Raw genomic sequence first — 15515 nt, 5'->3', positions numbered from 1 at the left:
CGTTGAACTCAATTCCCAAGTGCTGCGGCGCATTAAGCCGATTGTAGCTGATTCATAAAGGCTGCGCGAATTGTTGTTCCAGTACTTGCGGAGTTACCCTGCTATCTGGTCGAGTAGCCCAAAGGAATCTCACCTGTCAATCAGTGTCCAATACTTTCCACTTTATCGCTATTGTGAGGGCGGCTTTTCCGCTGTTTATAACGATAAGAAGCGTGACCGGTTTCCAAGATATCGCAATGATGAGTAACACGATCAAGTAAAGCGGTCGTCATCTTTGCATCGCCAAATACTTGTACTCACTCCCCGAATGACAGGTTCGTGGTGATGATTAAAGAAGTCTTTTCATAAAGCTGACTCATGAGATGGAACAGCAGCGCACCACCCGATGCCGGAAATGAGGGGTAACCTAACTCGTCTAAAACGGCGTCCACAAGGCATAGTTGCTTGGCCAGATTGCCGACTTTGCCTTGGCTCTTCTCTCGCTCTAACTGATTGACCAAATCGACGGCATTGAAGAAACGTACGCGTTTTCCTTGATGAATCGTCGCCACTCCGATAGCGGTGGTCAGATGTGTTTCACTGTCATAGGCACCGCCGTAGCCGATTTTTTGTAATCCCTCAAATAGTCGATGGGCGGTGCGGCGGCGTGGTCGGGATAGTTTGACTTCTTCTTCCAGCCACTTTGTTAGTTGTGCTTCAAACTGACCAAGCTTCGGGCGCGCTGGCTGCACCCGCTCATGCTTGGGTTCTTCAACTGTATTGAGATACTTACGAACCGTCGGTCGGGAGATCCCCATGTCGCGAGCGATTGCCGTGACCGTTCGCTTTTGTACCGAATGTCGCCTGCGAATTTCGTAAATGATGTCCATATAAAACACTCCAGATACCTCCGGCAAAAACGCCGGATGGTCACACACTGAGGTGGAAACTATTGGACGCTGTTTCCACCTCTAATCTGGAAAGTGTTGCACACAGTTTGACAGGTGTGGTCATCTCATTAACAACCATTACCGGTAAATTCCCATAGTTTGCTACGCTTCACCTGTATTACCACGTCACTCTCGCCAGAGACTTCGCTGGGAGCGATTTACATGTCGCCATTCTCATCGACCCAAGTTTCCAGTTTGCCCATTTAACAATCCACCCGAATTTCTGCGGCTGTCTCTTCGAGTTGACTACGCGTCGGCAGACCTTCAGAATCACCAACTACCTGGATCGCGAGCGCGCCAATCTGGTTGCCGCGCGCCACGGCTTGTGGCACCGTAAGTCCTTCCAGGAGCGCGCTTACGACACCGACAGCGAAACCATCGCCCGCGCCAACTGTATCGACGACCTTATTAACCGGCCGAGCCGGGACAACGCCCTCACTGTCGGCAGTGCGGAAATACGCACCCCGCGCTCCGAGCTTGATAATAACGCCATGCGCACCCTGATCAAGATAAAAGGCTGCGATGTCTTCGGGCCTTTCGTAGTTAGTGAGAACGAGACCCTCACTTACGCCTGGTAATACCCAGTCTGCGAAGGCTGCGAGAGAATTTAGCACTTCGATCATCTTCTGTCGCGAGGACCACATGGTCGGCCGCAAGTTAGGGTCAAACGAGATCGTCTTGCCAGCGGCTCGCATTTCACGAGCCAAGTGAAATGCGAGTTCGCACGACGATTCGGAGATTGCAGGTGATATGCCTGTCAGATGTAGATGGCGTGCTGCTAATACGTATTCCTGTACATAGTCGTCGACTGAAAGACAACTAGCCGCCGATCCTTTACGAAAATATTCGATTGTCGGATCACTGCCGTCATCGCTCCTCGATTTGAGCATCATACCAGTTCGATAGCCCACGTCGACAGTCACGCAACTCGTGTCTACCCTCTCTCTCGCGAGCGTATTTAGCACGTACTCGCCAAACGAATCGTTCCCCACACGACTCATCCAACCAACCTTGAAACCAAGCCGTGCCAGACCAATGGCAACGTTCATATCTGCGCCGGCCGTGCACTTGGTGAAATGATTAACTTTTGCGAGTGGGCCAACTTCGTTAGCAACGAACATTGCCATGGCTTCACCATAGGTAACTACGTCGAGCGCTGGATACATCCTATTTCCTTATAGTTCAGTGGTTCACGATACTATTAAACAGATCAATTCATGAATGGCATCTTCAATAAAAATCAACTCAATCGCACTGATCGAGAAAAGTGACTTCGTTTGTCTGGACAGAGAAATGCCTCATTCAGGGTCAGCTCCGTCAGACTCGAATGAGGGCGTTTCTGGTTGTACAGCACCAGAGAGTCTCGATATATTGGTGTGCTTGGGTGAACGATTGGTATGCTTTCAGGTATGAGGTCGTAATCCCCATGCGCAGCATTAGTGTATCGATATGTCTGCGTCAGACCGGGATGCACTTCCACCGCATCGGCTTCAAATCGACCTCATTGACCGGCCACGCCTGTAATAGGCGCTTGAATGATTGATCCTGACCAATTCAATTTTCATACTTACCAGCAATTCGTACTCGCGATCAATCGTCGCGCGACGTTTAGCAGGCCAATCTTGGCGTGAGGTACTTTCACATCGACCAGCGGTGTCATTCCCACTCTGGCGGCTCCGAATGATTGTCGAATGTACGCCATGTCTCCCAGCGAAGCATAACTCATGGCTTGCCCAGCACTGTGCAGCCCGCAATCACCACCGTCTCCACTACTAAAGTATCGCCCGCACCGGTCCAGTGAAAGCGCAGTAGATCAGCGCTAGTGCCGACGGCCAGTACGCCGCGACCAGTAACGAATTTCCCCGGATTGGCAGTCGCCATTTGTAGTGCCTGGGCCAGACTGAGGCCGATCTTTCCTGTCACATGCGCAACGCCGGCAATCAACGGTGCAGTCGCTCCAGCCAGGTACTGTGTGCCGGCGACATTCAAACGGCCATTTTCCGCCAGATGCACCTTACCGCCGATCGGACTCTCATAGTCGCCAGGCGGCATACCGCCCAACGCGGCGGTATCCGACACCAGGATGCTGCGCTCGATGCCCTTGGCACGTAACATGGTCTTCAATGTATCCGCCGGCAGGTGATGACCATCGGCGATGAACGAGGCATACAGGCGATCCTCGGCCAGTTGGGCCCACAGGTAGTTGGGATGGCGCGGCAAGGTGCCGTGCGCGCCGTTACCGAGATGGGTGGAGAGCCGCGCGCCGGCGTCGGCTGCCATGGTAATCTGCGTGCCGCTGGCATGGGTATGGCCGATGGCAACGCTGACTCCGCGGGCGGACAGCGCGGCAATATAGGCAGCGCTTTTGGGCCAGTGCGGCGAGATGGTGACCATGCCGACCAGGCCGTTGCTGGCGGCTTGCCAGCGTTCAAATTCAGCTAGCGACGGTGGCCTGATCTGTTCCGAAGGGTGGGCGCCGCGCGGTCCGGCTTCGGCTGACAGCGCCGGTCCTTCCACGTGCACGTAAGGGATCATTCTTTCCAGTAAAGAATCTTGCCTGCGCGCTGTCGCAATCACACGCAATGTCGAAATGATCTGGGCTTCGCTGGCGGTGATCAGCGTCGGCAGGAAAGTACTGACACCTGTGGCTTGCAGGGCGGTGGCCAGAGCCGCCACAGTGTCGACCGTGACCTGCTTCGTGTTGAGGTCGTGGCCGAGATAACCGTTCACTTGCAGGTCGATCAGGCCGGGACAGAGCCAAGCCGTTTCTTGCACCGGGCCCGGCCGGATAGCGCAGATCAGGCCATTGCGGTATTCCACCTCCAGGCTGCGTCCGGATGCCGGATCTTTGCCGGTCAAGATGCTTGAGTTCATGTGTTTCTCTATGCAGTTGTTGCCTAGGCTGCCGGTGCCGAATCAACATCCAGATAGAGCCGGCAGTTCGCGTGCTTGCGTAATACGGTAGCGGGAGTCACGGTCGTGATTGGATCATACAGCGTGCTGCGCACAGCATGCGCCTTGGCCTTGCCCGGCACCATGCAAAAAATGGCTGCCGTATCCAGCAGGCGTGGAATCGTCAGCGTGACTGCACGGGTGGGCACCGCGTCGAGGCTGGCAAAACAGCCGTCGTCGACTTGCTGCTGGCGGCACACCAGGTCCAGCTGCACCACCTTGACGCTATGCGGATCGGCAAAATCGGCGACCGGCGGATCGTTGAAGGCCAGGTGGCCGTTGACGCCGATACCCATGCAAACCAAGTCGATCGGCGCTGCGTCCAACAGTGCCGCATAAGCGGCAATGGCATCGCCGCCGGCATCCGGCTGCAGCAGATGGACCCGGCCGAATGGCAGCTTACTGAACAGCTCGCGCTGCAGCCAATTGCCGAAGCGTTGCGGTGCGCTATCAGGTAGGCCGATGTATTCATCCATGTGAAACGCAGTAATGCGCGACCAGTCAATGCCTGTTTCAAGAATCAAGGCAGCCAGTGTTTCCTGCTGGCTGGGTGCGGCGGCAAAGATCATGCGTACTTGCCGCGCCAGTAACAGGTGCTGGCGGAGCTCCGCTGCGATATCGGCGGCGGCTTGCCGGCCCAATGCTGCGCGGTCGGGAAAGACGTTGACCGCCATGTTGCCAGAGATCGCTTGTAGGGTAGAAGTCATGATGTATCCAATTGATGTGGCGCTGCGCAAGTGCGTAATTAAACGCCAGAGTAAGCGGAAAAACCGCCGTCCACCGGGACGACGATGCCGTTAACGAAGCCGGAGGCCTGCGGCGAAGCCAGCCAAAGCAAGGTGCCGAGCAGGTCATCGGTGATGCCGAAGCGTCGCATCGGTGTGTGCGCGATGATTTTTTCAGCGCGCTCCGTGTATTTCCCCGATACCTGGTCGATCAGCAGGGTCTGGTTTTGCGCAGTCTCAAAAAATCCCGGCGCGATAGCGTTGACGCGAATACCCGCGTCGGCGAAATGCACCGCCAGCCATTGCGTGAAATTGCTAATGGCGGCCTTGGCACCGCTATAAGCCGGGATCTTGGTTAATGGCCGAAATGCATTCATCGACGACATGTTGATGATGGCACAGCCCGGGCGATCCAGCATCTGCTGGGCAAACACTTGGGTTGGCAGCAATGTTCCCATGAAATTCAGTTTGAAGACGAATTCAACCGCCTGCTGGTCAAGATCGAAAAAACTGCTGACAGCCGGATCGGCGAGGTCGCCGCTTTCGTAGCTTTCCTTGCTGGTCGTGCCTTTTGGGTTGTTGCCGCCAGCGCCGTTGAGCAGTAGATCGCAGGGGCCGAAATGCGCTAGCACGGTTGCCGCGGCATGCTCCAGCGATGGCCGTTCCAGTACATTGGTGGCGATGCCGATTGCGGTACCGCCTTGCGCACGGATCGCCGCCGCTTGCCGCTCGGCGGCATTGCCGTCGAGGTCGAGCAGCGCTACTTTGGCACCGCAGCTGGCCAGGGCGCGGCCGAATTCGGCGCACAGCACACCGCCGCCGCCGGTGATTACGGCCACCCGGCCGCTCAGGTCGATCTGGAACGGCAGCGTCACGATGCATCCCCCGTTGCTTTGCTGCTGTTTTTGCCGAGGCCTTCCCAGATGCCGTTCAGGTAAACCGCTCCCAGCGCCCGGTCATACAGACCGTAACCCGGTTTGCCGGTTTCGCCCCAGATCATGCGGCCGTGGTCGGGACGCACATAGCCTTCGTAGGAGGTATCATGATAAGCCTGCAGGATCTTCGCCATATCCAGTGATCCGGCCGAGGACAGATGACTAGTCTCGTGGAAATTGCCTTCTTCATCCACTTTGACATTACGCAGATGGGCGAAATGGATACGACCCTGTCCCGAGAATTCACGCACCATCTCGGCCACGTCGTTATGACAGTCAGCGCCGAGCGAGCCTGAGCACAACGTCAGGCCGTTGGCGGGATGGTCGACAATGCGCAGCAAGCGTTCCAGGTCCTCGCGGTTCTTGACGATACGCGGCAGGCCGAAAATCGGCCGCGGCGGATCGTCCGGATGAATCGCCATCTTGACCGAGGCATCGGCCGCCGCTGGAATCACCGCCTGCAGGAAATAGCTCAGATGCTCCCACAGCGCCGTTTCGCCGACATCCTTGTAGGCGCTGATCAAGTCATCGAATTCATTATCTTTGTAGCTGATGTCCCAGCCCGGCAGGCGTACGCTGCTGCCTGGGGCAATGCTGCCGGCCAGCGCGGCGTCGAAGCCGAGCGTGGTGGAGCCATCGGGCAAAGGCATGGCAAGCGTGGTGCGGGTCCAGTCGAACACCGGCATGAAGTTGTAGCACACTACCTTCACGCCGCAACTGGCGAGATTGCGGATGGTCTGGACATAGTTGGCGATCAGGGTGTCGCGGCCGGGGCGGCCCAGCTTGATGTCCTCATGCACCGGCACGCTCTCAACCACTTCGAATTTCATACCGTGGGCTTCAATTTTCTGTTTCAGTGCGGCGATCTTTTCCACCGGCCAGACGGCACCCACAGGGATGTCGTACAGGGCGGAAACAATGCCGTAGATACCTGGAATCTGCCGGATATAGGCTAGCGTTACCGGATCGCTGTCGCCAAACCATCGAAATGTCATTTTCATACAAGGTCTCCCATTTGAGTTAAGCCCTGGGGGCGGTGGATTGCTGTCATTGCGCAGTAATATTGCTTATCGCTAAGGTTTACATGGTTTTGCCGTTGCGCATGCGATAATTACTTGCAGTCTGGTGGCCGGACCAATGCTGAATTGTAGCAGTTTAGTAATTGGCATGGTGGCCTGACCAATAAATTTTGTTAAATTAAAGAAATCTGTTTATTTGCACATTGGCGTTTTGCCACCCCTTGTTGCTTTTGCCACGACCTTATTTTCATTTCTGTTTACATCCTATGGCTACACTACCGATAGTTAAAGTACAGCGTTTGTATCGTCAAATTTCCGATCTGCTGATCCAAAAATTCAAGGAAAACGAATTTCCGCCCGGCAGCGCCTTGCCGCCCGAGCGTGAGCTGGCACAGCAATTGGGCGTTGGCCGTTCTTCCGTGCGCGAAGCGCTGATCGCCCTGGAAATTGCCGGCTGGGTCGACATCAAGACCGGCCACGGCGTTTTTGTTTGCCACAAGACGCCGGAAACCGGCAGCGCCGAAAGCCTTGGCAGCGCCGGCGTTGAAGAACTGCTGCAGGCGCGCGAGCTGATCGAAGGTGAGACCGCCCGGATGGCCGCCGCCAACGCCAATCCCGACCAGTTGTCGCGGCTGGTGCGCCTGATGGATGCGCTGGACGATTCGACGGCGCAGAACAACGGTTCGTTCATGGAGCTCGATGAGCAATTCCATCATCTGATTGCGGAAATGGCCGACAATTTTGTCTTCATCGAATTCATCGACACCCTCTGGAACAAGCGGTACGACGAACTGTTCACCCAATTCAACAGCCACTACGGCAGCCAAGACTTGTCGCGCGCGATGAATCTCGACCACCGGGCGATCTGTAATGCGATCCTGGCGCGCGACCCGCAGGCCGCCAAAGCGGCGATGCAGACGCACATTCGCCACGTGCATGCCAGTTTCTTCGCCGACCATCCCGCCAAGTCTGCGGATCAGGCCCAATGATGGCAACAGGCAGCTTCCCATAGTTTAGAAAAAATGCGAGACACCGCAGCCGACCTGGCGGAAATTGAAGCTCGGATTACTGGCCAGCGCCTGGTTCGCACGCGAATCGCTGAACGCCATGTTCAAGGCGGTGCGCTTGGACAAGTCATAGGTATAGCCGACGCTGGCAATGCGGCGGCCGTACGATCCTCCCTGGATTTGGCTGGCTTTGCGCGCTTGCAGCCCCAGCATGATACGTCCTGAACTGAGCGGCACTGTCAAACCGATGGCGGCAAAGTTGGCGCGGCTCGCCAACGCCGATTCGACCGCAGTGCTGAATAGGAATTCGTTTTTTTCCTGGCCCGCCATCATGTGCAGCTTCACGATATTGAAATCGTAAACCGCACCTACCTGCAAGGCGGTCTGAGCCGGCTGGCCGGGCAGCGGGTTGTCGGTGTGGTCATAGCTGATCATGGCAAACAGCGGTCCGTGGTCATAACTAAGACCAAGGCCGGTGACACGGGCATTGGTGGACGCACCGACTGCTTCGGTGCCGTCACGCTGGAATGAATACAGGCCGGCAAAAGTGAGGCCACCCAGCTGCGGTGTGCGGTACACCAGAGAATTGTCCGCCCGCAGCGGTAACGCCATGGTATTGCTGGAGTTGGCCCAGCCGGCGGCACCGTAGCCGAGATAGAAAGGGTCGATCGGCTTGGGGCCGTTAGTCATGTTGTAGGGACCGGTGCCAGAGCCGGGCGTGCCGAGCCGCCCTAGTGCCAGCGAGCCCAAGCTGCTGCTGATGCCAACTTGGGCGGTACGGCCGAACAGGCGTCCGCCTTGCTGCAATGCGCCGGTGTTGGTCGCTAGCCCCATTTCCAGTTGGAAGAATGCCTTCATGCCGTCGCCGAGGTCTTCGCTGCCCTTGAAGCCCAGACGTGAGGCGGCAAAGTAGCCGCTGGTGACCTCAGTCTTGGTCTGGCCCAATGTACCTTGGCCAAAGGTGCTCTGGATCGCATTGTCGACCACGCCATATATCTGTACGTTGGTTTGCGCAGATGCCTGTCCGGCTACCAGCTGCAGGCACAGCGACATGAGAGCGCAGCCGGCGGTTTTGCGTGCAATTGGGCCCAGTATTGCCGCTGACGACTTGCTTGTTCTGCATGCTTGATTTTCGTTTTGGTTATTCATGTCCTATCTCCTTTTATGATTTTCTGATGCACTGGATGGACCGGCTGTTGGCCGGTTCGCTGCATTGGTTTAGATACGCAAGATTTATTGCAATGACGATGGCGGGCCGTCGCAGTCCAGCGAATCGACCAGGTGATTCACCACGGCGGAGGATTGCGGGCGGATCAGGCCGACGCCAATGAATACCAGGAAGGAGCTAAGAACCGGCCCGACCACGGTAAATGTGGTGATCCAGTTCGGATGTGAGTCGATGATCGCATCGTGGAAGACATACTTGACCAAGACGAACACAATCACGCCGGCGCCCCAGGATGCTAGTGCGGCAGTCGAGCCGCAGCGCTTGAAAATGGGCAGCATGCCGAACAGCATGGGAATCGCGATTGGCCCGATGAGGGCGCCGTACCACAAGATGATCAGGCCGATGACACCGCCGAAAGAACTGGAAGCGACTGCGATCAGCATACTGATGGCGATGAAGATGAACACCGTCATGCGGGCGTTGAGCAACTCTGTCTTGGCGCTGAAGTGCGCGGCGCGCTTCCACAGGACCGGCAGGATATCGCGGGTAATCACGGCAGTGACGGCGTTGGCGTCGGACGAGGTCATCGCCATGGTGTGGGCAAACAGGCCCGCCAGCACCAGGCCGATCAAGCCGCTAGGCAGCAGGTGTTCAGTCAGCAGTGCATACGACTGGCTGGGGTCTGCCAGGTTCGGCAAGATGAGCGGGGCTGCCCACATCGGGAAAAACAGCACCAGCGGCCAGATCAGATACAGCGCCGCCGACAGTAGCGCAGCCTTGCGCGCATCCGAGCCGCGGGGCGAAGCGATGAAGCGCTGCGCCATGCTCCAGGTACCGCCGTTATAGGACAGTATGTTGACCAGTAAAAAGACGATGGCAAATACCGGCGTGTACTGGCCGTTGAAGAAGTGCGAGTGGTCGGGCGGCAGTTTTTCCCAAATGCCCCAAAGCGAAGAGACGCCGCCAAGGTTCGCCATGGCCGCTATGAACATGGCGATGCCGGCCAGTAGTTGTATGACGAACTGGCTGAAATCGGTCAGGACATCGGCCCACAAGCCGCCGAATACTGAGTAGATCAGTGTGACGCCGCCGGTCAGCAAGATGCCCCAGACCATCGGCACGCCGGCAAAGGTATGCAGCAGGATGGCGGTAGCGGTCCATTTGGCGCCGACGTCGAATAGCTTGAGCGCCGAGCCGCTCCAGGCCAGCACTTGCTGGGTAGGGATACCGTAACGGGTCGCCAGGTATTCAGTGGGCGAGACGATGTTGAGTCGTTGCCGCAGGCGCGACCAGCGTGGAGCGAAGGTAAAAGCGCCCAGCACCATGGCCGTGCAGATCGATAGGGCCCACCAGATATACAGATTGAAGCCGGTGGTGTAGGCAATGGCAGCGTAACCGACAAATACCGCAGAACTGTAGCCAGACATGTGATGTGAAATACCCGACAGCCACCAAGGCATGTTGCCGCCAGCGGTGAAGAAGTCGGCGGCGTTCTTTACTTTTTTCTTAGCATAGACGCCGATAACAATCATCAATACAAAGTAACCGCTCAGCACGGTCCAATCTAGTGTTGCCAATTTGTCTCTCCCCCAGCGGACGCCAGGCGCCCGCAATTTGAAAAATGCTTAATATTTATTGCAGTCGTTATAAAAACTGTTGTTGCTTTATAGCGATGTTGAACAAACGACATTTATATTATTTCTGGCATGTTGGCATGGTGGCCTGACCAGTGATAAATAATAGCATTTTTCTCGTTGTGAGTAGGAAATTGTGTAAAAAATAGATGACTGGTTTGCCGACAGAAAAGCGTATGACGTTTTCGAGCGCCTATATGCGATGCGTTTCGCAAGACCAAATTGATCGAGTGGTTCAAGGCAAAAAATCGGGGCGCTAGAATCCTTGCCGGTGACACTCGTGGAGTTGACGGCGAGTCGGGCGGAGTTGGACAAGAAGGTTCACGAGCAGATCGTCACGATCGTCGAGGAATCCGCGCTATCAAACGTCGATGCAGAATTAGTGAAAACAGAAACCGGAATCGAAAAATATTCAGATGATCGAGCGGCATATCTTTAAACGCACGAAGGTACCAAAATGAATAGGGGGTGACGAGGCAGAGCGCTGTCGGACTGTCTGTTCCGCCGCCAGATAGTAACGGCAGCACCAGCGTAGATCCAAGCCGCTCATGCGGTTTTTTTACGCTTGGGGATTATTGCCTTGAGATGAAAAAAGCTACTGACCACGACCCTTTGCGCGGTCGGGTAAGTGATGGTCATTTGCGATTCCTGCCTTCAAAAGTTCTACAAATTCTCTCCTAGCGTGAGGGTCGCATATACGCTCGCAGCTTCCACTACATTGTCCTGACCGCTTCAGACCAGACAGTTACCCGTCTCGCCTGGGCCAGTAGGCTATCCTTGCACTCTATCCGGTGGCGATGGCACGGGAAATTCAGCTTCTTCGCAAACTAATCCAGATGGCGCAATTAACAAAGTTGCCGGTCAATATGCTGGCATGTTCAATAAGAATGCAGATGTAAGTTCAGGTAGCGCAGACAACTCCCAAAATACGGTATCGAACCCCGCTGATATAGTGAATCAGAGCATTGTCGATCAGGCATCGGCATCAGGGCAGAATCTGAGTCCGACGGTTGCGAATGCAGGAGCGCTTCATCTGTTGAATGGCGACGGAACAACTGTGAATGTAGGCGCGAGCGATGCCATTAACTCGATCTTGGCGGGTGTTGTCAATACCTTGGCCAACGGATTAGTTGGCACCAGCAATTTATTGATGATGCTCGGGGATGTCACCGGTGATGCCACTCCCTTTCCACCGGTACAATTAATGACTCCGAAGAGTCAATATTTTGCGTATCAAGGATCTGCGTCGGCTCAAGGGGTAATGTTGGTTACTGGTGCCACTGGGCTTGGTAGTGGAGTTGCTGGACTTGTAACGGATGGTGGATTAGTTTCCGGCGTTTCTGCGTTAGGGGCTGACGGCGCAAATAGTGCGAATATAAATGAAATGGCTGCGGAAGCTAATTCTATAAACGAGAAAATCGTTCAAAATGGTCAACTCGTTGGTGATCAGCCGTATGTGGCTCCAACAAATACAACTGGCGGTTTTCAAACCCACGGAATTACTGTAGATCAGGTTCCAATGTCAATACAAAATCAATTGGAAAGCGATTTGCAAGCGGGCGGCGCCAGTGATCCTACTACTTCAATGCAACAAATTGTTCAGTCTGGAAGTACTGTACCAGTTCCTATTCAGGCTACGTCTAATACTACGCTATACAAATTAGTATCTACTACCTCTGATTATTCTACGCCAAGCCCAACTACAGCTTTCTGGATTGACCAAGCTCAATTGAATTTAATACAAGCTCACCCAGAATTAGTAAATGATATTTTAGGTTTGCCCGCAAATAGCCAAGCAGCAAGTTTCAATGTTTTTGAAATTCAACCTAAGCCAAACACTACACCTACCATTTATCAATCACAAGTTGCAACAACAACAGAGATGAGTGGCAGTACAAGTGTAGGTAACGCAACCCAAACTATTGTCCCAAATCGCAGTTTGTGGACTACCCCACAGCCAACGGACATTACGATTAAGGTGAATTAATGAATAAATTTGATATGGATAAATTGAAAATTAGAGAGGCTGCTGAGAAATTTCAACAAGCCTTGTTACATTGGAAGTCCGAAGAAAAAATTCGTAGTGTTGCTGCCATACATCGACCTAATTGGAAAGAAGAGGATGTAGAAAATTCTATTCGATATAACACCAAATTAATTAATCCTATTTTGGATGCTTTCAAGCCTATATACAATTTAGCAGTTGAAGGTGATATCGATGAACCATTTGACTTCACCGGATACATGGGAGGGAGAATTGGACGGGTTTTATGGGATGAACTCTCGTATCCTGAAATATTACAACCTTTGGAAATTTTGGTTGAACTATTAAAAGGGGGACTTTCCTCACGTGATTTCTTGGAGACTAACTATTACAAATTGCACTTGCTTCCAAAGAAATTCAAGACCAATTGACCTTACCCCGCTGAGTGCGCCAATCCAACTCGAGTTATTAAATGAGATCCATAAAGTTAATGGCTGACTACCAATGCTATCCTCTCTGGGAGGCGTCGCCAGGTCAAGTGGGTAATATTAATCCGTCAACACTTCCAATTTCAAGTGATCTGATTGCTCAGCTTACGGAGTGGGCTCGTATGTACGACAACACACTAAATTTGGACGACCCTGCCAGATCAGGCTTTAAAAATGACGAAGAAAAATCTGAATTTAAGAAATTTGGCAATGAAATTGCTGAAAGGTTGAAAAATGAACTTGGTTTTGGCTACATATTAAAGACGAAGATCTGACGGGGCAAATAGGATAGAGGGAAGTACCATACCTGCACAAAAATGAAAATACTTAGCGAAAATGATAGTGTCACTTTAACGAAACAAGCTATTGGAGCGGTGATGGGCACGCAACGGGAAGTAGCTGTGCCTTCAGGTACTGTTCCTCAGTAGTTCTTGTTTATGGGCATCTGTATCGACCTGCTGCATTTCCTTAGTCGCCCCGTCGCCAATTCCTGAACTGACGGCGGGCGGCTTTGTCTCTTTGGCTGGCTCCTCGATCACGGCCAAGCCGAACAGCAGGGGCAAATGCGAGTGCGGGAACTCTGGCCTCTGGTGAAACCAAGGGAACGCCAGGGTCAGATACCGTCTTGAATAGCAAGCCCATTGATTAAATAATTTGGGTCGAAGGGCCTGTCCGTCTCCTCCTTTTAGAAAGATATAACTGATGTCTAAACGTGTTTCCGTATTGCTCGTAGCGCTGATCCTGAATGCGACGATCTCTTTCGCGCAAGACAAAGTAGTGACGAACAAGTCTGAAGAGGCACTTCGCCTGTTTGCCCAGTGCGATGCCGAATTGTTTCAGATGTTGAAGAAGAACCCTGACCTGCTAGGTTCCGACGTTCAGGTCGAAAATCGTGGCGACGTCGCCACCATCTCGGTTCCCGATACCTTGTCGGAAAAAGGCAATGAGCAAGTATTCAAGGCCCCTGTAACAGTCGCTGGCCTTCGCCTGTTGGCTTGGCACAACGAGATTGCATACGACATCGACATCGGTGGGTTACTTTACTGGGGATTCAAGATCGAAGGCGATCCTGGGGCCATAGCCAAGAAGATAAATGCACTGCTCCCTGAGGCGGGGAAACTGGTTTCAGCAGGTCCTGTGTGGGCTCGATCGGAGAAACGATCAATCGGCGACCCGATGGATCTTTGGCATGCCGGCGGCGAATCTGGCGTTGCCGCGAAGAAAGGAACGGTGGAACGCGTTCTTGTAATTGAGGAAGATACGCCAGGCAAGAGTACCCTCTACTGCTCGCTACAGGGCTCGGTAACGGCGCCCTTGTTGCACAAGTTGCGTCCTGATTTACTGCCGAAGGAGTATCCGTAATGATGCAGTCTCGATTAGCGGTAGTTGCCGTATGCGCTACGCTGCTCTCGGCGTGTACCACCTCACAGAACACGCCGATCAGGGAAGTTCAGGCCTGCGCCAAGATCAAGAACCTCTCACTTGGCAAGGACGGAACTCAGTACGCGAATCCGGTGCTGGCGATCGAGGTGTTGTCGGAGTGCGACGCAACGAGCCAGAACTCTCGTGCTGCGCTTCTGCAAATGCGCAGCATAGCTTATGCGCAAACCAAGGACTACGTAAAGGCAACGACAGATTTTGAGGACGCCCTTCGGCTTAGGCCCGCGCGCACGGCTTGGGATGACATTGGGCTTGCTGCCCTTTATCGTAAAAGCGGGCAGCCGGAGCGCGCGTTGGCGCTTTTGCGAAAGATGTTCGACGATCACTTGGGCATGCGTGGCAAGGGAACAGCACCGGGAATGCCTAGTTATTACCACCTAGGGCTCACGCTCGTCGCACTCGAAAAATGGCCAGAGGCGACCGAAGCGTTTACGGAAGGACTGACTTATCAGCCTGACTATTCGTGGGCTTACTTCTATCGTGCGCTTGCATACAACGGTATGAACGACGCTGATCATGCTCGTGCAGATTTGAGAAAGGGACAGAAGCTTGTCGAGACATCGAGCAATGCCATTCGTACTCAAATACAGGAAGCGCTGAAGCAAGAACCGTTTGCCACCCTTTTTGAGAAGTATCCGGAATGATGTGGTAGTTCCTTGGTTGGGGTCTCTCAGAAAACGGAAAAAATCTTACGCTAAGACCCAGACAACGGCCGTAGCGTGTTGCGACTGACCGAAAATTGTTGCGATGGTGACTACTGGCCAGAAAACCGCTGCCGAGACAGCCCGGTTATTTAAGGTACGCGTCAGGCACGAGTCAAATGGCCTTCAGAGGGCATTTGACTGGGGATGAAATCGGGAAAAAGGGGGATTTTAGGGAATATTTTGGGGGAGAGGTGCAGTGGCCCTTGATTACCTTAAAATACCTCGCAACAGAGGTTCATGGCCGATCAGAGGCTATATGGACAAGCGGTGCAAACGAGGGTTTTGCGGAGAATATTAGAATCTGTTTGTTATTTCAATCGTGCGTAAGGGAAATTCATGGGGATCGCGCAAGCAGGAATCGCAATCTTAGGGAGACTAAATTTCAGGGGAAGCTCAAATTCAGAAACCTTCAAATTACGTCCAAGGCTTCCAAGAAGACCGAATTCTTGGATAATCCCTTCAACACGTCTGGACTTCCCCTAATTCAGTAGACATTTAATAATGTCGAAACTGAAAAGAGGAACGAGCAA

Annotated in this window: 13 protein-coding genes and 1 pseudogene; 6 read left to right on the top strand and 8 right to left on the bottom strand. The window is 53.7% G+C overall.

What is annotated here, in order from left to right; all coding sequences use genetic code 11:
- Positions 1-140 precede the first annotated feature (140 nt).
- The 6 genes and pseudogenes from GEV47_RS15495 to uxuA form a co-directional block, all read right to left on the bottom strand.
- Positions 141-596, bottom strand: a pseudogene (locus GEV47_RS15495) (ATP-binding protein); the annotation flags it as partial.
- A 536-nt stretch (positions 597-1132) separates the two neighbouring features.
- Positions 1133-2095, bottom strand: a complete 963-nt coding sequence (locus GEV47_RS15490; RefSeq protein ID WP_153235700.1) for a sugar kinase — start codon at positions 2093-2095, stop codon at positions 1133-1135.
- 556 nt (positions 2096-2651) lie between these two features.
- Positions 2652-3803: an N-acetylglucosamine-6-phosphate deacetylase gene (locus GEV47_RS15480; protein ID WP_153235698.1), complete on the bottom strand. Its 1152-nt coding sequence runs from the start codon at positions 3801-3803 to the stop codon at positions 2652-2654.
- Positions 3804-3826: 23 nt separating this feature from the next.
- Complete coding sequence (locus GEV47_RS15475) at positions 3827-4588, bottom strand: 6-phosphogluconolactonase (protein WP_153235697.1); 762 nt, start codon at positions 4586-4588, stop codon at positions 3827-3829.
- Between the two features lie 38 nt (positions 4589-4626).
- Entirely contained in the window at positions 4627-5481 is an 855-nt protein-coding gene (locus tag GEV47_RS15470) for an SDR family oxidoreductase (protein ID WP_322741666.1), read from the bottom strand.
- Positions 5478-6542, bottom strand: coding sequence for a mannonate dehydratase (gene uxuA, locus GEV47_RS15465; RefSeq protein WP_194270682.1), 1065 nt, complete (start codon positions 6540-6542; stop codon positions 5478-5480). Before uxuA ends, GEV47_RS15470 begins: the two co-directional genes overlap by 4 nt.
- Before the next feature lie 317 nt (positions 6543-6859).
- Here uxuA and GEV47_RS15460 point away from each other — a divergent pair, with 317 nt between their 5' ends.
- On the top strand, positions 6860-7549 hold the full coding sequence (locus GEV47_RS15460) for a FadR/GntR family transcriptional regulator (RefSeq protein ID WP_228124743.1): 690 nt from the start codon (positions 6860-6862) through the stop codon (positions 7547-7549).
- Between the two features lie 24 nt (positions 7550-7573).
- Here the strand turns inward: GEV47_RS15460 and GEV47_RS15455 are convergent, their stop codons facing one another.
- Entirely contained in the window at positions 7574-8716 is a 1143-nt protein-coding gene (locus tag GEV47_RS15455) for a porin (protein ID WP_153235694.1), read from the bottom strand.
- 84 nt (positions 8717-8800) lie between these two features.
- Entirely contained in the window at positions 8801-10312 is a 1512-nt protein-coding gene (locus tag GEV47_RS15450) for a sodium:solute symporter family protein (protein WP_153235693.1), read from the bottom strand.
- 931 nt (positions 10313-11243) lie between these two features.
- Here GEV47_RS15450 and GEV47_RS15445 point away from each other — a divergent pair.
- The 5 genes from GEV47_RS15445 to GEV47_RS15425 all read left to right on the top strand — a co-directional run bounded on the left by GEV47_RS15445 (position 11244) and on the right by GEV47_RS15425 (position 14925).
- Complete coding sequence (locus GEV47_RS15445) at positions 11244-12356, top strand: hypothetical protein (RefSeq protein WP_153235692.1); 1113 nt, start codon at positions 11244-11246, stop codon at positions 12354-12356.
- A complete protein-coding gene (locus GEV47_RS15440) occupies positions 12356-12784 on the top strand; it encodes a hypothetical protein (protein WP_153235691.1) in 429 nt (142 codons plus the stop codon). Before GEV47_RS15445 ends, GEV47_RS15440 begins: the two co-directional genes overlap by 1 nt.
- A gap of 59 nt (positions 12785-12843) precedes the next feature.
- Complete coding sequence (locus GEV47_RS15435; protein ID WP_228124742.1) at positions 12844-13116, top strand: hypothetical protein; 273 nt, start codon at positions 12844-12846, stop codon at positions 13114-13116.
- Between the two features lie 427 nt (positions 13117-13543).
- Entirely contained in the window at positions 13544-14203 is a 660-nt protein-coding gene (locus GEV47_RS15430) for a hypothetical protein (RefSeq protein ID WP_153235689.1), read from the top strand.
- Positions 14203-14925, top strand: a complete 723-nt coding sequence (locus GEV47_RS15425) for a tetratricopeptide repeat protein (RefSeq protein WP_153235688.1) — start codon at positions 14203-14205, stop codon at positions 14923-14925. Before GEV47_RS15430 ends, GEV47_RS15425 begins: the two co-directional genes overlap by 1 nt.
- The last annotated feature ends 590 nt before the right edge of the window (positions 14926-15515 follow it).

The sequence above is a fragment of the Glaciimonas soli genome, assembly GCF_009497155.1.
Classification (GTDB): Bacteria; Pseudomonadota; Gammaproteobacteria; order Burkholderiales; family Burkholderiaceae_D; genus Glaciimonas; species Glaciimonas soli.
The sequence above is the reverse complement of the archived record's forward strand: the minus strand, read 5'-3'. Positions and strand labels throughout refer to the sequence as shown.